We start from the raw sequence: 18,866 nt of genomic DNA, 5'->3' as shown, positions 1-18,866 counted from the left end.
AAGAAAGGACAATCACTCATCTTCTGAACGTGCTGCCTATGACATACATATGGAACAGGCGGGCGAAAGGTGGAAATGAGATGAAAGGAAAAACGAGCATTGTGATGCTGACGTACAATGAACTGCACCTAACGAAAAAATGTATCGACAGTATCAAGAAGCATACTCGGCGTGATGAATATGAACTCATTATCGTGGATAATGCTTCATCAGACGGAACAAAGGAATATGTGAGACAACTGGAAGATGTCGTATTGATTGACAACGAGAAGAATCAAGGTTTTGCCAAGGGCTGTAACCAAGGGGCGAAAAAGGCAACAGGAGATAGTCTTCTTTTTTTAAATAACGACACGATTGTGACCGAAAACTGGCTTTTGCCTTTAAGAGAAGCCCTTTTTGCATCAGATCGTATTGGCATGGTAGGCCCTGTCTCCAATTATGTGAGTGGTCCTCAGCTCGTTCAGCCATCTTACACAGATGTGAAGGAGCTTCCTGCCTTTGCGAAGGCATATACGGCTTCGAGAAAAGGTCAAACAACATATGTGCACAGACTTGTTGGTTTTTGTTTGCTGGTCAAAAGAGAGCTGATCGAGGATGTAGGGTTATTTGATGAGCGGTTTGTATATGGATCATTTGAGGATGATGACCTTTGTCTGCGCTCATTACTGAAGGGGTACCAGCTGCAAATCGTCCATGATTCTTTTGTGCATCATCACGGTCATGCTACCTTCAATGCCAATGAAGAAACGAACATCTCTACGTTGTTTGCGGAGAACAGGCTTCGTTTTTTAGATAAATGGGGCATTGATTTAAATCTGATAACGCCCCATCCATATTTTGCAGCACTGCTCCCTGAGGATGCCGGATGTGTGCTGGATGTTGGCTGTGGTGCTGGGGCGACAGGACTTGAACTGATTAACCGGCAGTCCGTTGACATGTACGGAGTAGAGGCGGATGCATTAAAAGCAGAGATGGCAAAGGCGTATTACAAAGAAGTGATTGAGACAAAAGCGGAGGCGTATCCTTGGTCAGAGAAAGAAGCTTTTTTTGATGCTGTGATCTTTTCTGATGTGTTAGAGCATGTGTCAGACCCATGGCAGATGATTGCTCAAGCGCATGCGTCTTTAAAACCAGGTGGCGTGATCATTTGCTGCTTACCTAATATGATGCATGCGGAAGTACTGCTGCCTTTAATGGCAGGTGATTTTACGTATCAAGATGTGGGGATTTTAGATCGAACACATATGAGATTTTTCACACCAAACACAATGCGGGCGCTCTTTCCAGACCATTTATTTCATCGCGTGATTGAACAGCCGATCAATGTGCCAATTGATCAAAACGTTCAATTGTTTTTTGACGAAGTGGCGAGAGTAGGAGAGTCACTTGGCTTTCAAACAAAAGCATTATCTGATCAAGTGACGCTCTATCAGCTTTTGATCGTTGCACGTAAAAAAGGCGGTTCCCCCTCCGGGTAATCCGCCTCAGCGTGTAGGCAAACCCTCGCATTCTTTGTCAGTCCTGCGCGCCGGTGCTCGCGAATCCTTCATTCGCTCCGCTCCGGTACTCGTCCTTCCTAGACTGCAAAGGTTTTCTATCACGCTGAAAAGAAGACAAAGGGCTAAAACAAAGTTCATTTTAGCCCTTTGTCAACCATCTAAGGCGGATGACCGCCTTTTGTGCTACCATTTAAAGCTTTTCGTTGCGCCTTCTGCACCAAAGTTCAAAATGCTCACTTTGACGTCATATGCAATGTCTACTTCTTGAAATAGTGTATCCCATTCATTACGGTGCTGATCCCAAAAGTCTGGATACTTGATGCGCACCTGCCGATTTAAAAGGATCGGGTCAACACCAACTTCTTTTTGCATGTGGTGGACAGCTTTTTGAATGCGTTCTTTGATTTTGCGTTCAAAAATGCGCTCAAATCGTTTGATGTATTGCTCATCGTATGAGTTTTCAGGGGGATATTGATCTTCTGATAGTTTCCCGTTTGTTTGTACACTAATTTTAAAGGAAATCTTTCCGTTCTTCAGATAGGGTTCAATCTTGGACTTTGCTTTCTTGATTTCATACGTAATCGGAAAGCCTTTGTAGGTGGCGGGTACGACTCCGCCTGAGATGCGATTCATGACCCAGTTTAAAGATTGGACATCTTTTGCTGGAATGAACCCTATCAGCTTTCGTGTTTTTCCATGGATAATGCCTGCACCATCATAGGTGAGTTCTCCGTTTACGACATCCACACTTTGGACAAGAAAGCTTGTACCCATCTGAAAGTAATCCGACGCTCGGCCAATACGTGTTGGCAGTAAAATCTTCCCGTTAAAGCTCCGGTTTTTTGATGTTTCAAAAATATGCTCGACTGGAACCCTTTGTTGTGATTTTAATTTTTGATTGATGACTTTTGATGCCTCATGGCGTGACACTAAGAGGTAGCTGCTTCTTCGAACCTCATCATCTCGTATAAAGTGGTTGAGTGTTCCTTGAATATCATGATGCTCGGCTTGATTTTTGCCAAACAAAAAGATTTTGAGGTGATCACTGTAAATCGGCGGGTCCTTCAAAGCGACATTGCTGACTGCTTCCAGTACATTTTTCCCCTTTGAGACGACATTCACATAGCCAGGGGAATCTGCTTCTTGTGTTCCGCCCATTTTAGGGACAAGGTTTTGATAGGTGAGTTTGACTCCGTTATCATCTTCCTCGTCAATGCCAACACCGCGCACAAACGATAATTTCTCAATATCCTTTAAGTCCCAGCAGCCTGTCGATAAAAGCAAAAGACAGCAAGACAGAAAGGTGAGCCATAAACGCCGTCCTTTCATGCAGATCGACCTCCCCATTTTTTACGTATCATGAGCAGAACAGCTGTTATAAAAGGAATCGCTAAAACAGCGAATAATGCATAGCCGAGTAAAGTCGAGTAGTAAAAGACTTCATTGATATTTCTCGGAAAAAGAGAGAGAGCTGAGGTCAGCAAAAACAGCAACCATAGCAGTCTCGTTAAATTGGTTGTCTTAAAAACCGTTTGACAGCCTTTAATAGCAAATTGGAAAAAGCCAAGCATACAAATAAACTGCTGGCACGTCCAGATCGTCAGTAAGAAAATATCAAAGCGTTCAATGAAGACCCCTTCTAGTTCTAGCGCTTGAATGAGTGAGACAGTGGGCCAGGTGAGTGATTTCGTTTCTCCAACCGTCATGGAACCAATCACAATAAAGAGCGTGAGGGAGTAAATAAGTGTGGTGATCCCTACACCGATCGCTGCGGCCCATTTCGCTTTTGACCATTTGTCTTTATAGATAAGCGGTACGACAAACAAAATGACTTCAAAGCCTGTAAATTGAATAAATGTTTGAGAGAACAAATTACTAAAATCTTTAAACCCGTGAGCCATTACCGGGCGTAAATAATCAAAATCAAATATTTTCAAACTAAACAGCATGAGCCCAATGTAAATGATCATGGTCATCGGATATATATATGTCACCATTTTCACTACCGGAAAAATTCCGCTTTTTAAATGATAGGTGGCCACCAGTAAAAAAATCATCACAATCACGGTCATCGGGGTCGATTGCAGCAGGAAAAATTGAACCACTTCCCCTAGTACACGCGCCTCAAAGCCAACAATGGCTAGTAAATAACCGATCAGCATTAGGTTAAAGATCGTGCCAAAGAAGGCACCGGCTCCTTTTGTATTCGATTCAAAAATGGTATCCGGTGCATTCTTCTCCGCAATCCAACCTAGCAAAAAAGCAACGAAAGCAAAGATGACTCCCTGTATTAATACAATGATCCAGCCATCAGGGAATCCTGAATTGGCAGAACTGCGAGGAATGGTTAAAATTCCAGCGCCTATCATTGTAGAGCTGCACAGAATGGTGACTTGTAACAATGATAGCTTCTCAGCTCTGTACATCGTTTACTCTCCTTGTCTTTTGAGATTTTTTGTCTTGGCTGTTTTCGGTCTCGATTTAAATAGCCCTATTGGTAAACGAACGTACGTATCTTTTAAATCTGAAAACGGTGAAGACAAAACAGGTGTGAAATAGTCAAAACCAAAGGTCTTTAGCTGCATCAAGTGACAAAGTACAAATAAATAACACATGATGAGGCCGTATAATCCAAACATGGCTGAACTGAAGATCGCCATAAACCGCAGAATGCGTAAGGGGAAGCTGAAATCATATGATGGAGCAGTGAAATCGGCTAGTGCCGTCAGAGACACAATAATGACCATTAAGGCACTGACGATATTGGCTTGGACAGCCGCCTGTCCAATAATGACGCCGCCAATCAGTCCAATCGTCTGCCCGATCGCCCTAGGAAGACGAAGTCCAGCTTCCCGCAGCAGTTCAATCGTAAACGACATCAAAATGGCTTCCACTACAGGAGGAAAGGGCACATTTTGCCGGCTGCCTGCGATGGTAAGTGCCATTCGTGTTGGTAATAAACCAGGATGATAGGAAACAAGGGCGATATAGAGCCCCGGTAAAAAGATCGTCAAAAGCACGGCAATATAACGGAGTAAACGCAAAAGAGTCGCACTTGTCCATCTTTGATAATAATCCTCCGGTGATTGCATCAAGGCAGTGAGAGTCATCGGCATAATGAGGGCAAACGGCGTCCCATCGAGCAAAATAGACACCTTTCCTTCTAACACAGAGGCAATCACCCGATCAGGACGTTCTGTATTTTGAATCTGCGGGAAAATAGAGATATGACTGTCTTCAATCAGCTGTTCTATGTAGCCGCTCTCAGGAATATCATCCATTTTGATTTGCTTCATACGAGAGAAGACATCATCTACTAGTTTGGGGTCTGCGATATCACGAACATACACAAGAGCAGCAGATTTCTTGTTGCGAGTTCCTATGTTTACCTTTTGAATGACAAGGTTCGGATCGTTTGCTCTTTCACGAAGCAATGCCGTGTTTTTTTCAAGATTTTCAATAAACCCAATCCTTGGTCCTCTAACAAGGACTTCTGATTGCGGCTCCTCTACTTCTCTAAATTGAAAAAGATTCGTATGGAGCGCAAGCGCTTGAGTGGCCCTATCCACAAATAAAATAGCCCTGCCGCTGTATAACTGCTCGATGGCAAGGTTCATATCTTCCAGCACATCATTTTGAATACCAAAGAACGTTTTAGAAAGGAGAGAAAGTGTGGTGTGGTCGACCTCAGTGATGGTCAGTTCCTTTTGCATAGGTGAAATAATTTGTTTGGAAAGCATCTCAAATTCTGTGAGTCCTTCAACGTACACGAGACATGCAGAGACAGCGGAAGGACCAAATGAAAAAGAGTGGAACACGATATCATCACTTTTGCCGGCAAAGCTTTTGACACGCTGAATGACGGACTCTATATCTTGTTCAATACGACTTTTCATAATACCTCACCCTCATGTCTTTTTTTATAGAGTGACTCGGAAGGAGAAGAATTATGCAAATAGAAAAAAGAGAATCCCCTAAAATAGGAATTCCCTTCACATGTTTATCTCGCCAGCCAGCCGCCATCTACGGCTAAAATATGACCGTTCATATAATCGGAGGCAGGGGAGCTGAGAAAGACGGCGGCACCTGCTAGATCTTCAGGCCGTCCCCAGCGTCCAGCGGGGATTCGTTTCAGAATCTCTTCATTCCGGTTCGCATCGTCACGAATGGCTTGCGTGTTATTGGTTGCAATATAACCAGGCGCGATCGCATTGACCTGAATATGCTGACTTGCCCATTCATTTGCAAAAGCTTTCGTCAAACCTGCGACAGCATGCTTACTTGCTGTATAAGCGGGAACAAAGACACCGCCTTGAAATGATAGAAGGGAAGCGATATTGACAATTTTCCCTTGCCCTTTATTCAGCATCTGCTGTCCGACCTTTTGCGTGAGGAAAAAGAGACTGTTGATATTCACATCCATCACAGTATGCCAGTTTTCCTCTGAATATTGAGCGGCCTCTTCTCTTTTAATGGTCCCAGCATTATTGATCAAAATATCAATTGAATGCTGCTTTAAAAGGGCATCAACATCCCGCTTTGCGGACTTAGGATCTGCAAAGTCTACTTGAATCGCATGAAATGATCTGCCGGTCTGTTCAACAAGTTCTTTTGTTTCATCAAGCGGCGTATGGTGGTAGGTGCCGATGATATCTGCACCTGAACGGGCAAGCGCTACGGCAATACCTTGCCCAATACCAGTTCCAGGACCTGTGACAAGAGCTGTTTTGCCTTCGAGGGAAAAGAGGGACGCTACATATGATGTCGTCGTCATTTCATTACCTCAGCTGGTCCATCGGGACAAAGTCCATATCTTTAAACGTATAGTTTTCTCCCGCCATTGCCCAAATAAATGAATAATTTGCGGTACCTGAGCCTGAATGAATGGACCAGGCAGGTGAGATGACGGCTTCTTCATTTGCTACAACGAGATGTCTCGTTTCAGATGGCTCCCCCATAAAATGAAAGACACGTGCGTCTTCCTCTATATCAAGATATAAGTACACTTCCATCCGCCGGTCATGTATATGAGCAGGCATCGTGTTCCATGTGTTATTGGTTTCAAGCTGAGTGATGCCCATCATAAGCTGGCAGCTTTGGATGCCGTCTGCATGAATGACCTGATACAGATTCCGTACGTTTGAGGCGGATGCTTCCCCTAAATGATTCGGTGTTAATTCAGCAATCGCAGCCTTTTGTGTCGGATACGCTCTATGAGCTGTGGCTGACACAAGATAAAATTTGGCCTGCTCACCTGATGAACTAGCAAACTGTACATGTTCGTGTCCAAGTCCAATATATAAGAAATCTTTATGCTCCAGCACAAATGACTCACCATCGACTGTAACCGTACCTTGGCCGCCGACATTCACAATGCCAATTTCCCGTCTTTCAAGGAAATATTCTGTACGTAAAAAGTCGCCGGCATCTAGCTTGATCGGTTCTGATGTCGGCATAACACCGCCAATCACCACACGGTCCTCATGCGAATAATATAGCTTCAATTCACCACTGACAAAGAGTGTCGGAATATGAAAATGACGACGAAGTTCCTCTGTTGTAAAACGCTTGACCTGCTCAGGATGTACAGCATAACGATTTTCCATTTGAGATAAGCCTCCCTTTCCATCTGAAACATATGATTGTTTTATTTGGTATCGGTTTCAAGGAAAATTCTAGAGGAAAAAGAGAGCGGCGTCAACCGTTAATTTGAAATCGCTTTCTTTAATTGTATAAAAGCTTTTTTTTCTTCATGTTCATGAAAAAAATCTTCTGATACAGTTCAACTTGTGGTATGCTTTTTTTAAGTTTATTTGAAATCGGTTTCGAAACAAATGAGAAGATCGATCTTGGGAGTTTTTTGTATGAAAGAGAAAAAGCAAACGAAAGTCACCATTAACGAAGTTGCAGCATATGCAGGTGTCTCAAAATCAACGGTATCCAGATACATCAATGGCAGAACAAATGAAATTTCTCCTGAAAAGGTAAAAAAGATTAAAAAAGCCATTGAGGAGCTCCATTATCGTCCGAGTCAGCTTGCCCAAGGATTGAAAGTAAGAAAGAGCAAGGTCATTGGTTTTATTGTGGCTGATATTACGAATCCATTCTCTGTTGCGACACTTCGTGGTGTGGAAGAGATTTGTGATGAATATGGATACAGCATTATGGTGTGCAACACAGATAATCGTCCAGAAAAAGAACGAGAAATGCTTTTGAAGCTGAATGCGCATTATATTGAAGGGCTGATCATTAATACGACCGGTCAAAACAATGACATTTTGCAAGACTTTAAGCAAAACGGTGTACCGATTGTTCTTGTTGACCGTAAGTTACCTGAACTCAAGGTCGATACCGTCACAACGAATAACCGTGACATCACGGCTCGTCTACTTCACCAAATGTATGAAAAAGGCTACGAACATATCGCTTTCTTTACTGAGCCGGTCGATGGGATTAGTCCACGTGAAGAACGAAAAGAAGCCTATGAACAGACGACGATGAGTCAACATAAGACACCTATGATTGCAGAAATCAATTTGAAGCAAAAGGAACAAATGCGAGATGAGATTTGTCGTTTTTTACAATCAAGCCATCAGAAAAAAGCGATTTTAGCAGGCAATGGATTACTCATGCTGAAGCTCATCAGTGAACTTGTCGATCTTGGGGTAAAGATTCCTGAGGAGATAGGCATTGCCGGATTTGATGATACAGAATGGTATAAGCTGATCGGGCCAGGCATCACTACGGTGGCGCAGCCATCTCATGAGATGGGGAAAGCGGCGATGCAAAAAATCAAGACGCGTCTTGAAGGGGATAAGAGTGCACCCCAGACCATTCAACTTGATGGAGAAATCATTGTGAGAAAATCTTTATAAACGTTAGGCAGAGAAGAGTATACATACGTGCATGCTCTCTCTTTTTCAACTGTTTTGAAACCGGTACCAAGAAAGGGGAGAAATGAGTGAAAGCATTGGATGTGATCACATTTGGGGAATCAATGGCGATGTTTTATGCAAAAGAAATTGGCGAGCTTCACCAAGTGCATACGTTTCAAAAAGCACTTGCTGGTGCAGAGAGTAATGTTGCGGTCGGCTTGGCAAGATTAGGCTTTAGCGTAGGCTGGATGAGTAAGGTCGGGGCGGACTCACTTGGTACATTTATTTTAGAAGAGCTTCAAAAAGAAGGGGTCGATACGAAGGCAGTACTCCGTTCAAATGATGGAGCCAAAACAGGAATATTGCTTAAATCAAAAGTCATCGATGGAGACCCTGATGTGACATACTACCGAAAAGGCTCTGCTGCGAGCACATTGAACCCAAGCGATTTCCCGTCCACTTATTTTCAGCAGGCAGGACATCTTCATATGACCGGAATCCCGCCTGCTGTGTCTAGTGAAATGAGAGCGTTTTCTTTTCATGCCCTTAAAGAAATGAAAGAAGCAGGAAAAACCATTTCCTTTGACCCGAACCTTAGACTTCAACTATGGGAAGAGGAAGAAGACATGATTCATACGGTGAACCAGATGGCTGCTCAAGTAGATTGGTTTTTCCCAGGGCTTGCAGAAGGTCAAAGACTCACTGGATGTCATGAGCCGGAAGCGATTGCGGATGTTTATTTACAAAAAGGCGTCAAGCTTGTGGTCATTAAACTGGGAGCGGAAGGAGCCTATTTCAAAAGTGCATCCGGCCAAGGTGTAGTGGATGGTTTCCATGTGTCTCATGTCGTGGATACAGTCGGAGCTGGTGATGGATTTGCAGTGGGAGTGATGAGCGGTCTGCTGGACGGATTATCATATGAAAAATCGGTTGCAAGAGGCAATGCCATTGGAGCACTTGCAGTCATGTCCCCAGGAGATCACGAGGGCCTGCCGACTCGGGAAGAGCTTCAGGCATTTATAAAAGAAGCCAAACGATATCAAAGGCGACACGATATGAAGGGAGATGAGAGGTATGGGAAAGTCAGCAAGTATGAGCGTTAAAGAGAAGCTCGCAGCTTGTAAACTCATTGCGGTGGTCAGAGCAGGTAGTGAAGCAGACGGGATAGAGATGATTGGTCGTTTAAAGAAAAAAGGGGTGCGGGCCATCGAAGTGACATATACCACGCCCAATGCAGAGCGAATCATTGCATCTTACCAGCATGACCACGACTTGATTGTCGGAGCCGGAACGATTACAACGCTTGAGCAGGCACAATCAGCCATTGAAGCCGGCTCTCAATTCATCGTTAGCCCTGGATATCTTCCTACTATCGGAGAGCACCTATCTTTTCACGATACACTCTACGTGCCAGGTGTTTTGACCCCGAGTGAAATTATGCAGGCAAAAGCAAATGGATACAGCGTGTTAAAGCTTTTTCCGAGCGGCTCCTTCGGTTTGTCCTATATGAAAAATTTGCAAGGTCCGTTTCCAGAGATTGAGTTCATCCCAACAGGAGGCATTCATCCAGTAGATGTGCCAAAGTGGCTTGAAGCAGGAGCCGTGGCAGTAGGTGTCGGCAGCCAGCTTGAAAGCAGTACAGCAGAAGAATTACAGGCTGTACTTTCTTCCACCATCATGTAGTTCACATAAACAACCGGCTGATGACTGCCGGTTGTTTGTTCGTTTATCTGACATAAAAGATGGGAAGGCGCTTCTTTTCACATAAAATGAGCATAAAGGAGAGGTCGATATGTACATTCAACAAGATGAACTAAAAGATGGTCAAATTGAACAATTGATTAAAGCTCATTTAGAAGAGATGAAAACACATTCACCGCCAGAAAGCATTCATGCCCTTCCGTTAGACCATCTGAAAAAACATGATGTCACAGTATGGAGTGCAAGGGATGGAGAGGTGCTTCTTGGCTGCGGAGCCATCAAGGAGCTATCAAGTGAACATGGTGAACTCAAATCGATGAGAACGGCAGCAGCCCATATGCGAAAAGGCGTGGCGAAGCATCTGTTGACCCACCTTCTCCAAGAGGCGAAGCGGCGGGGGTATAAAAGAGTGAGCCTTGAAACAGGTGCGATTGCTTTCTTTGAACCGGCAAGAAAATTATATGAAAGCTTTGGATTTCAATATTGTCCGCCTTTTGGTTCATACCAAGAAGATCCGAACAGTTTATTTATGACAAAGGAATTATAGAGGTCGAGAGAGTATGCTTTTATAAGCAGCTCTTTTTTTATGCGGCAACAATGGAAGGAGGAGAATGTGAATGAAATGGTCGAAGTTGTTCGGAATGGGCGCATTTCTCACATTTTGTGTCGTGTCTGTTCTTTTTTTATCTATATTAGGTCAAGATTTAGTTAAAATTGAAAGCGCTTCCGATGAGGCGGTATCAACTTATCAATATCACTTTGTTCTTGTACCGGAGGAACTTGATAATGAATATTGGCAATTGGTGCAAAAGGGAGCTGCTGATGCGGCGGAAGTTCATCGGGTGTATCTTGAATACCTAGGTCCAAAGCAGGCTGATTTGGATGATCACCTGAAAACCATTGATATGGCAATTGCTGGTCATGTGGATGGCATTATGACGCAAGGGCTTGATGCAAAGAGATACAAACCGCTCTTTCAAAAAGCAAGAGAGAAAGGTATAGATGTCGTCACAGTCGATACCGATGCAGAGGGGAGCAAGCGTCAAGTGTATGTCGGAACAGATAACTATTATTCTGGCTTTATCGCCGGACAGGCACTCATCGCCGATACAAAAGGCGAACAGTATGTGGGCATTGTGACGGGACGGCTTGATGCGATTCACCAGAAGCTTCGCGTGAAGGGGTTTCGAGATGCCGTTTCTGGTGAGAAACGCATTCATATTGCTGGAATAGAAGAGTCGGCGATTACGAAATCAGGTGCTTCCGGTGCTGCGTATAAATTGTTAAATGATCATACGCAGCTCACCGCATTTTATGGAACAAGTGCATTAGACGGAGTCGGCATTATTCAAGCAACAGAGCAATATCATTCGTCTAAAGATGTTTATGTGCTCGCATTTGATACTCTGCCTGATACGATTCAAGCGCTGGATGATGGGAAAATTGATGCAGTGGTTGTACAGCACCCTTATGAAATGGGCTATCAAGCGGTTGAATCTCTTGTTCGTTTGCAGCAAGGGGATAAACAAGAACCGCTGCAGTACACAGGGACGAGTGTGATTCGGCGAGGAGACCTGCCCCTTCATCAAACGGAAAGACCACAGGGGGTTCAGCCATGAGAAAAATACGAAGTAAATTATTATTGGCATTTTTAATTCTTGTGCTCCTTGGTAATGTGGCCGCTTTTTTTGTGTATTGGAGCAGTTCAAAAATCACATCAGAATATAGCAAGAGCTTTCGTTCCTTTCTCCTGCTGAATGATATTTCGACAGAGGCAAAAACGATGTATGAAAAGGTCAACGCCTTTGCCATCGAAAAGGATCAGGCGTTTGCCAAGGGGTATGCTGAATCAAAACAGAAAATGACATCATATGATCAAACATTACTCAAAGATGCAGGGCTTCATGCCGCCATCCCCTCCATTGAAAAATATCGATATATGATGCGGACGCTCATAAACGAAAGTGATGCGACAATGAATCATGTCAAAAAAGGGAAAATCAAAGAATATGCTGCAAGTGTGAAAGAAGTAAGAACCGTGTCCTCTTATATCCAAGAGCAGACAATGACTCTTTTGGATGATGAATTATCTGAGTATCAAGTACTCTACCAATCCCTTCAAAAAAGACATCAAACGTATGCGCTTTTTACTCTATGTCTGTTTACATTATCGATAGGCATCGCTTTATGGATGGCCTATATCATTGCGGGCGGAATTTCAAGACCGATCGTTCATCTGTCTCGAAGTGCCAAAGAAGTATCAGAAGGAAATTTTGATGGTCCGAATTTGCATGTGTCATCAAAGGACGAAATCTCTGTGTTAAATCATGCCTTTGAGCGAATGCGGCGAGAGATGAAGGTCATGATTGAAGAGATGAAACAAAAGGCCGCTTTAGATCAGAAAATTAAAGACATGAAGCTGAAAACACTACAAAACCAAATGAATCCACATTTTTTATTTAATACATTAAACATCGTTTCACGTATGGCGTACTTAGAATCAGCTGATGCGACATCGAGATTGATACAATCCGTTTCTACGCTGATGCGGTATTCGCTATCTCCTCTCAGCGCATCTGTTACGTTAGAACAAGAAGTGAAAGTGGTAAAAGAATATTTTCATATACAAGAAACAAGATTTTCCGATCGTATTACATGCAAAACGACCATAGATGAGTCGTGTCTATCTGTTCACATTCCGAGCCTCACATTGCAGCCGCTTGTCGAAAATGCCTTTATTCATGGGGTAGAACCAAAAGAGGAGGGGGGGCTTGTAGAGCTCTCTATTGATCGAGATGATGGCTTTGTCATGATTCGGATTCGGGATAATGGACTTGGCATCAGTGATCAAGAGAAAAAGAGATTGCTATCGCAAGAGGAAGAAGATCATCCAGACACACGTAGTAAAGGTCACTCGACAGGAATTGGTCTTCGAAATGTGATGTCGAGGCTGCGTTTGTTTTACGGAGTGCAGGATGCCCTTCAAATTGATTCAAAGCCAAACGAAGGGACCACCATTCAATTGACAATACCAATCAAGGAGGAACGAGCATGCTGAACGTGCTGATTGTGGATGATGAAAAAATTGAACGAATGGCGATGCGTAAATTCATGACCGAATGGCTGCCAGACTGTCATATTGCAGGGGAAGCTGCGAATGGAAAAAAGGCGGTGGAATTGGCGCGGTCTAAGCCAATTGACCTTGTGCTCATGGATATTCAGATGCCAGGCATGGATGGACTCACAGCGATCAAACAGATCAAGGCAAGCTGTCCTCATACTAAATTTATTATGCTGACAGCCTACGATACATTTGATTATGCCAAGCAAGCCATGCAGGAAGGGGTCAAACAATACCTTGTCAAACCAGCTGATAAAGACGAAACCATTACAGCGATTCGTTCTGTTGCGGCAGAAATTCAGCAGGAGGTCTCCCTGCGGCAGGCGGAGAAAGTCAATCAGCAGTCAAAATGGCTGGAAGCTCATGTGTTGAACGGTCAATCTTATTCCTCCACAGCGTTTGAGCGGCTGTTTCAGGATTTTCAAGCAGGTCTAGTGATCGCTGTTCAGCGGACAGGCGGGGATCAACTCCTGAATCATTTGCAGGAGTCTGCTCTTTTTCAAGCAGTGCCTATCAAAGTGAGCGGTGAGCTGTTTACATGCTTGATTTACAGCTGTCAATCACCTGGTCATCTAAAGGCGAATGTACTGCAAGCCATTCGCGCTGCCATGACAAGCGAGCAGCATTCACCTGTCATTGTTGGCATGGGTCATCCTGTCTCAAATCCACTTCAACTTCAGAAAAGTGCGGCAGAAGCGAAGCTTTCCTATTATCAGCGAAAAAAAGATGACGGTGCGGTTCGTTATGGCTTTTACTATACAGATAGACAACCTTACGTATTGATCAACTTGCCTGAGCTTGCCGATGACATGATGCTGGCACTAGAAGAAGGGAGAAGAGATGATGCTCTTGCTTACTATGATGCCTTCCAATTAGAAGGGGCAACCATTTCTCATGTGAAAGAGCTGCTCATTTTACTCAAATCACGACTTCGTGCAGATGTGCCGATTCTAGCTATCACTACAGAAACAGAATGCCGCCAATGCTGTGAACATTTATTTGATCTGTATGAAGCAAGAACCCAGACGGTGAATGATATAGAACGGGCGAAACGATACATTCAAACACATTTTTGCGAACATATCACGCTGGAGCAAACGGCCGCCTATGTTGATTTAAGCCCGACGTATTTCACCAAACGCTTTAAGGATGAGACAGGTCTGACGTTTAAAGAATATGTGACGACCTGTAGGATGGATAAAATGAAGAAGCTACTGAAAGAGAGTTCGCTTAGTTTAAAAGAAATCACCTATCAAGCAGGATATACTGATCCGAATTACGTCAGTCGTGTGTTTAAAAAAATGGTTGGCTGTTCACCGAAGGAATATCGAAAACAGGTCGTAAAAAAATGAAGAATTTCATAAAAAAGTGAAGAAGTTTGCCTGAAAAAAGGCAAGGATCTGCCAGTATACTTATTTTGATAACGCTTACAAAATAGGGATGGGGGATCCATGATGAAGTTTAAATTAGGCTTTACTTTATTGGCACTCTGTATGCTGGTCGTCTCTGCTTGCAGTTCATCGACGAACTCAGATGCAAAAAAAGAGGGCGGAGCGGAGAAACTAGAAATTTTCTCTTGGTGGACTGGTGCAGGTGAGGAAGACGGACTGAAGGCACTCATTCAATTGTTTGAAGAGAAAAATAAAGACATTCCAATTGAAAATGCAGCTGTCGCTGGTGGCGCTGGTACGAATGCAAAGGCTGTTCTAACAAGCCGGATGCAAGGAGATGATCCGCCAGCTACTTTCCAAGTACACGGGGGAGCAGAGCTGAATGAGAGCTGGGTAGCCGCAGGTAAAATGGAGCCGCTGGATGACCTTTATGAGAAAGAAGGCTGGAAGGATAAATTTCCAGAATCACTGATTGACCTTGTGAGCAAAGACGGGAAAATCTATTCCGTTCCAGTGAATATTCACAGAGGCAATGTGCTTTGGTATAACAAAAAAGTATTTGAAGATCAGGGCTTAGAACCGCCAACGACGTTTGATGAATTTTTCAAAACAGCCGATGCCTTAAAGAAAAAAGGGATTACTCCTCTTGCGCTTGGGGATAAAGAACCTTGGGCAGCGACTCATTTGTTTGAAAGCGTTCTTCTAGGTGTACTAGGTGCAGATGACTATCAAAAACTTTGGGCGGGCGACTTAAAAATGGATGATGCAAAAGTGAAGGAAGCGGCAGACATCTTTGGACGTATGCTCGAATACGTCAACGACGATCATAGCTCGCGTAACTGGCAGGATGCCTCACAGCTCGTGGCAAAAGGGGAAGCTGCAATGAATGTCATGGGCGATTGGGCAAAAGGATACTTTGTAAATGATCTAGATTTGAAGGTGAATAAAGACTTTGGATACGTGGCTACTCCTGGTACGGAGGGCAGCTTTATGGTCATCACGGATACATTCGGACTGCCAAAGGGTGTCAAACAGCCAGAAAACGTGAAAAAATTCTTATCTGTCTTAGGATCTGTGGAAGGACAGGATGCGTTTAATCCGTTGAAAGGGTCAATACCGGCACGTGTGGATGCAGACGTATCAAAATATGATGAATATGGAAAATCGGCAATGAAGGCGTTTAAAGAGTCAAAGCTGGCACCGTCTCTTGCGCATGGCTCAGCTGCTGAAGAAGGTTTTGTCACGAAGGCGAACCAAGCCATCAATATTTTCGTGACACAAAAAGACAGCAGTCAGTTCGTTTCTTCTTTAAAAGATTCAATGAAATAAAGATGAAAGAGGCGGCCGTTAGGCACCGCCTCTTTTTTAAAAAAGGAGTGTAGCTTCATGCGCATGGACACATCGCCGATCACAAAAACACCAGCAGCAAAAGTGAAACGTGTTCGGAAAAAATGGAATGGAGACCAGCTGCTTGCCCTGCTATTTTTAGCACCGTCAGCTGTTTTATTATTCATTTTTGTTTACGGCTTTATTGGCTGGACAGGATATGTTTCATTATCGAACTGGACCTCGCTTGTTCCTGATTTTTCTTTCGCAGGTATGAAAAATTATGTCATGCTGTTTCAAGATTTTCGCTTTCAGTCAGATCTTCGAAACACGGTCTTTTTTACATTATTCTTTATTGGAGCAGTCATTGCTTCTGGGCTTGTACTGGCCATTTTACTAGACCAGAAGATCAAGGGGGAATCACTTTTTCGGAATCTCTTTTTCTTTCCGATGGCCCTTTCCTTTGTGGTCACAGGTGTTGTGTGGCAATGGATCCTAAATCCATCTACTGGGGTGAATCTGTTTTTAAAAACACTCGGCATCCAGCCCAAGTGGTACACGGATACGAACATTTTAGCTGGATTTGTCTGGGGAAAAATTGAGTTTGGTGTACCGGCAGCAATGATTGCAGTTGTCATCGCTGCTGTGTGGCAGATGACAGGGTTCTCACTTGCGATGTATTTGGCTGGTCTTAGAGGCATTCCAGAGGAAGTGAGAGAGGCTGCTAGAATGGATGGCGCAACCGAGTGGCAAATCTACTGGAAAATCATTTTCCCGCTGTTAAAACCAATCACAGCGAGCGTCGTCATTATCATGGCACATATTTCTTTAAAGATCTTCGATTTGATTTACTCGATGACAGGACCAGGTGCAAACTTTGTCACCGATGTGCCAGGTGTTTATATGTTTGAAATGACCTTTAGAGGAAACCATTATGCAGGTGGTGCCGCCATTGCGATCGTCATGTTGATTTCTGTTGCGGTCTTTATCGTGCCGTATCTCCTGTCTAGCCGGAAGGGGGCTTCATCATGACCGCAAGAGGATTTGTCCGCCCAGTTCTTTATGCTTTATTAATACTGTGCAGTTTGTTTTTTCTCATGCCTGTTTATGTCATGATCGTCACAAGCTTAAAGCCATTAGGTGAAGTTACCCTTGAGCGAATGTGGTCGCTTCCATCTACACTTGATTTCTCAAGCTACAAAATCGCTTTTGAAAAGTTATCACCCAATTTAATGAATTCTCTTTATCTAGTCATTCCTGCTACCTTATTGTCAGCTGTATTAGGTGCAATGAATGGCTATGTGCTGTCTAAATGGCGCTTTAAAGGATCAGAAGTGGTGTTTACCTTCATGTTGTTCGGTATGTTTATTCCATACCAAAGTATCCTCATTCCACTTATTCAATTTTTACGTGAAATCGGCTTGTATAACTCCATTCCGGGACTTGTGCTTGTCCATGTCGTATATGGCCTGCCAATCACAACACTCATGTTCCGCAATTTTTATGTGAGCATTCCTGATGAAATGATTGAATCAGCGAAGATGGATGGAGCTGGGTTTATCGGGATCTTCAGACATATGATTTTGCCGCTTTCCATCACAGGGTTTGTCGTGGTTGCCATTTGGCAGTTCACAAATGTGTGGAATGAGTTTCTATTTGCGGTCACTATGACCACAGCAGAGAATCAGCCGGTCATGGTTGCACTGCAAAATTTATCAGGCAGTCAAATTGTGCAATGGAATGTTCAAATGGCAGGTGCCATCTTGGCTGCGCTGCCGACACTTTTGGTCTATATTCTACTTGGAAAATACTTTGTGAAAGGGCTTCTTGCAGGCTCTGTCAAAGGGTAAATTGATTTTCTTGTTATCGTTTTCATTCGGTGTACTGAAAGGATTGACTTCTCTTTAGATAGCGTCATAATAAAAGTTGAGACTTGCTAGTTTTCATCATGCTAGGCAAGGATTATCAAAGGGTAGCAAAGGGAGGAGTCATCCTGAATGAAGCAGTCACCAATTTTTTTACTGCCTGAATTGAAGGAGAGAATATGGGGAGGTACAGCCTTAAGGGATCAATTTGGCTATGATATTCCTTCTGATCAAACGGGAGAATGCTGGGCAATTTCTGCTCATCCAAACGGATCAAGTGTCGTGCAAGACGGTCCATATAAAGGGAAAACGCTGATCGAACTATGGAACAATCACAGAGAATTGTTTGGGGGAATAGAAGGCGATCGCTTCCCGCTCTTAACCAAAATTTTAGATGCAAACCAAGACTTATCCGTTCAAGTTCATCCAGATGATGATTATGCGGAAAGACATGAAAATGGTGAGCTTGGGAAAACAGAGTGCTGGTATATCATTGACTGCAAAGAAGGCGCAGAAATGATCTATGGTCATAATGCACGGACGAGAACTGAGCTTGTGACCATGATGAACAGCGGAGATTGGGAAGGCCTTTTGCGGCGAGTGAAAATTAAGCCGGGCGATTTTTATTATGTGCCAAGCGGTACCATTCATGCGCTATGTGAAGGCACACTGGTTCTTGAAACGCAGCAAAGTTCAGATACGACCTATCGGGTGTATGATTATGAACGAAAAGACCAAAATGGCCATGAACGTGAACTTCACTTCACGCAGGCCATTGATGTCACAACGGTTCCTCATGTAGACGGTTATGCAGATGAATCAGTAGAAACTCGTCCAGGGGTGACCATTAGAACATTTGTAGAAGCAGAATATTTTTCTGTGTATAAATGGGAAATTGATCAAAAAGTAGAGCTATCGCAAGATTATCCGTTTTTGCTGTGCAGCGTTATTAATGGGGAAGGGTCCTTAGAGCATAATGGACATACATATCCGCTGCCAAAAGGAGCCCATTTTATCCTGCCTGCTGAAACAGGGAACTTCACCATTGAAGGATCTTGTGAACTGATTGTGTCACATATATAAAGATA

The 18,866-nt window shown here is 43.5% G+C and carries 17 protein-coding genes; 12 read left to right on the top strand and 5 right to left on the bottom strand.

Annotation, left to right across the window (positions count from 1 at the left end):
- Positions 1–80: 80 nt before the first annotated feature.
- Positions 81–1,478, top strand: coding sequence for a bifunctional glycosyltransferase family 2 protein/class I SAM-dependent methyltransferase (locus NSQ17_RS17155; protein WP_160757765.1), 1,398 nt, complete (start codon positions 81–83; stop codon positions 1,476–1,478).
- A 204-nt stretch (positions 1,479–1,682) separates the two neighbouring features.
- On the opposite strand, the gene NSQ17_RS17150 is transcribed toward NSQ17_RS17155, so the two are convergent.
- From NSQ17_RS17150 to kduI, 5 genes are all read right to left on the bottom strand, one after another.
- Positions 1,683–2,828, bottom strand: a complete 1,146-nt coding sequence (locus NSQ17_RS17150; RefSeq protein ID WP_160757764.1) for a Ger(x)C family spore germination protein — start codon at positions 2,826–2,828, stop codon at positions 1,683–1,685.
- A complete protein-coding gene (locus NSQ17_RS17145; RefSeq protein ID WP_056704251.1) occupies positions 2,825–3,925 on the bottom strand; it encodes a GerAB/ArcD/ProY family transporter in 1,101 nt (366 codons plus the stop codon). Before NSQ17_RS17145 ends, NSQ17_RS17150 begins: the two co-directional genes overlap by 4 nt.
- Positions 3,926–3,928: 3 nt before the next feature.
- Positions 3,929–5,395 (bottom strand): spore germination protein, encoded by a 1,467-nt coding sequence (locus tag NSQ17_RS17140; protein ID WP_024719277.1) that lies wholly within the window; start codon positions 5,393–5,395, stop codon positions 3,929–3,931.
- A 104-nt stretch (positions 5,396–5,499) separates the two neighbouring features.
- The gene (gene kduD, locus NSQ17_RS17135; RefSeq protein WP_039165356.1) at positions 5,500–6,273 is read right to left on the bottom strand and encodes a 2-dehydro-3-deoxy-D-gluconate 5-dehydrogenase KduD; all 774 of its coding nucleotides are present in this window, start codon (positions 6,271–6,273) and stop codon (positions 5,500–5,502) included.
- 4 nt (positions 6,274–6,277) lie between these two features.
- The gene (kduI, locus tag NSQ17_RS17130) at positions 6,278–7,105 is read right to left on the bottom strand and encodes a 5-dehydro-4-deoxy-D-glucuronate isomerase (RefSeq protein WP_017368169.1); all 828 of its coding nucleotides are present in this window, start codon (positions 7,103–7,105) and stop codon (positions 6,278–6,280) included.
- A 258-nt stretch (positions 7,106–7,363) separates the two neighbouring features.
- On the opposite strand from kduI, the gene NSQ17_RS17125 reads away from it, so the two are divergent.
- The 11 genes from NSQ17_RS17125 (at position 7,364) to manA (ending at position 18,861) form a co-directional block, all read left to right on the top strand.
- Positions 7,364–8,374, top strand: a complete 1,011-nt coding sequence (locus NSQ17_RS17125; RefSeq protein ID WP_138279080.1) for a LacI family DNA-binding transcriptional regulator — start codon at positions 7,364–7,366, stop codon at positions 8,372–8,374.
- Positions 8,375–8,460: 86 nt separating this feature from the next.
- Positions 8,461–9,477: a sugar kinase gene (locus tag NSQ17_RS17120; protein ID WP_142152874.1), complete on the top strand. Its 1,017-nt coding sequence runs from the start codon at positions 8,461–8,463 to the stop codon at positions 9,475–9,477.
- Entirely contained in the window at positions 9,449–10,057 is a 609-nt protein-coding gene (locus NSQ17_RS17115) for a bifunctional 4-hydroxy-2-oxoglutarate aldolase/2-dehydro-3-deoxy-phosphogluconate aldolase (protein ID WP_096881944.1), read from the top strand. The genes NSQ17_RS17120 and NSQ17_RS17115 overlap by 29 nt, the downstream gene beginning before the upstream one ends.
- A gap of 109 nt (positions 10,058–10,166) precedes the next feature.
- Positions 10,167–10,622, top strand: coding sequence for a GNAT family N-acetyltransferase (locus NSQ17_RS17110; protein ID WP_342467627.1), 456 nt, complete (start codon positions 10,167–10,169; stop codon positions 10,620–10,622).
- Positions 10,623–10,692: 70 nt separating this feature from the next.
- Positions 10,693–11,694 (top strand): sugar-binding protein, encoded by a 1,002-nt coding sequence (locus tag NSQ17_RS17105; protein ID WP_116306333.1) that lies wholly within the window; start codon positions 10,693–10,695, stop codon positions 11,692–11,694.
- On the top strand, positions 11,691–13,133 hold the full coding sequence (locus tag NSQ17_RS17100; protein ID WP_342467626.1) for a sensor histidine kinase: 1,443 nt from the start codon (positions 11,691–11,693) through the stop codon (positions 13,131–13,133). The genes NSQ17_RS17105 and NSQ17_RS17100 overlap by 4 nt, the downstream gene beginning before the upstream one ends.
- A complete protein-coding gene (locus NSQ17_RS17095; protein WP_342467625.1) occupies positions 13,127–14,548 on the top strand; it encodes a response regulator in 1,422 nt (473 codons plus the stop codon). The genes NSQ17_RS17100 and NSQ17_RS17095 overlap by 7 nt, the downstream gene beginning before the upstream one ends.
- Before the next feature lie 99 nt (positions 14,549–14,647).
- Entirely contained in the window at positions 14,648–15,916 is a 1,269-nt protein-coding gene (locus tag NSQ17_RS17090) for an ABC transporter substrate-binding protein (protein WP_342467624.1), read from the top strand.
- 57 nt (positions 15,917–15,973) lie between these two features.
- Positions 15,974–16,945: a sugar ABC transporter permease gene (locus NSQ17_RS17085; RefSeq protein ID WP_024719268.1), complete on the top strand. Its 972-nt coding sequence runs from the start codon at positions 15,974–15,976 to the stop codon at positions 16,943–16,945.
- Entirely contained in the window at positions 16,942–17,763 is an 822-nt protein-coding gene (locus NSQ17_RS17080) for a carbohydrate ABC transporter permease (protein ID WP_039165373.1), read from the top strand. Before NSQ17_RS17085 ends, NSQ17_RS17080 begins: the two co-directional genes overlap by 4 nt.
- Positions 17,764–17,910: 147 nt before the next feature.
- A complete protein-coding gene (gene manA / locus NSQ17_RS17075) occupies positions 17,911–18,861 on the top strand; it encodes a mannose-6-phosphate isomerase, class I (RefSeq protein WP_342467623.1) in 951 nt (316 codons plus the stop codon).
- The last annotated feature ends 5 nt before the right edge of the window (positions 18,862–18,866 follow it).

It is taken from the genome of Bacillus sp. FSL W8-0629, from assembly GCF_038593225.1.
Classification (GTDB): domain Bacteria; phylum Bacillota; class Bacilli; order Bacillales; family Bacillaceae; genus Bacillus; species Bacillus altitudinis.
Note: the sequence above shows the minus strand (reverse complement) of the source record. Positions and strands in the feature narration are given on the sequence as shown.

Coding starts and splice junctions, on each gene's coding strand:
- NSQ17_RS17155 (WP_160757765.1), top strand. CDS start 81: ATGAAAGGAAAAACGAGCATTGTGATGCTGACGTACAATGAACTGCAC.
- NSQ17_RS17150 (WP_160757764.1), bottom strand. CDS start 2,828: ATGAAAGGACGGCGTTTATGGCTCACCTTTCTGTCTTGCTGTCTTTTG.
- NSQ17_RS17145 (WP_056704251.1), bottom strand. CDS start 3,925: ATGTACAGAGCTGAGAAGCTATCATTGTTACAAGTCACCATTCTGTGC.
- NSQ17_RS17140 (WP_024719277.1), bottom strand. CDS start 5,395: ATGAAAAGTCGTATTGAACAAGATATAGAGTCCGTCATTCAGCGTGTC.
- kduD (WP_039165356.1), bottom strand. CDS start 6,273: ATGACGACGACATCATATGTAGCGTCCCTCTTTTCCCTCGAAGGCAAA.
- kduI (WP_017368169.1), bottom strand. CDS start 7,105: ATGGAAAATCGTTATGCTGTACATCCTGAGCAGGTCAAGCGTTTTACA.
- NSQ17_RS17125 (WP_138279080.1), top strand. CDS start 7,364: ATGAAAGAGAAAAAGCAAACGAAAGTCACCATTAACGAAGTTGCAGCA.
- NSQ17_RS17115 (WP_096881944.1), top strand. CDS start 9,449: ATGGGAAAGTCAGCAAGTATGAGCGTTAAAGAGAAGCTCGCAGCTTGT.
- NSQ17_RS17110 (WP_342467627.1), top strand. CDS start 10,167: ATGTACATTCAACAAGATGAACTAAAAGATGGTCAAATTGAACAATTG.
- NSQ17_RS17105 (WP_116306333.1), top strand. CDS start 10,693: ATGAAATGGTCGAAGTTGTTCGGAATGGGCGCATTTCTCACATTTTGT.
- NSQ17_RS17100 (WP_342467626.1), top strand. CDS start 11,691: ATGAGAAAAATACGAAGTAAATTATTATTGGCATTTTTAATTCTTGTG.
- NSQ17_RS17095 (WP_342467625.1), top strand. CDS start 13,127: ATGCTGAACGTGCTGATTGTGGATGATGAAAAAATTGAACGAATGGCG.
- NSQ17_RS17090 (WP_342467624.1), top strand. CDS start 14,648: ATGATGAAGTTTAAATTAGGCTTTACTTTATTGGCACTCTGTATGCTG.
- NSQ17_RS17085 (WP_024719268.1), top strand. CDS start 15,974: ATGCGCATGGACACATCGCCGATCACAAAAACACCAGCAGCAAAAGTG.
- NSQ17_RS17080 (WP_039165373.1), top strand. CDS start 16,942: ATGACCGCAAGAGGATTTGTCCGCCCAGTTCTTTATGCTTTATTAATA.
- manA (WP_342467623.1), top strand. CDS start 17,911: ATGAAGCAGTCACCAATTTTTTTACTGCCTGAATTGAAGGAGAGAATA.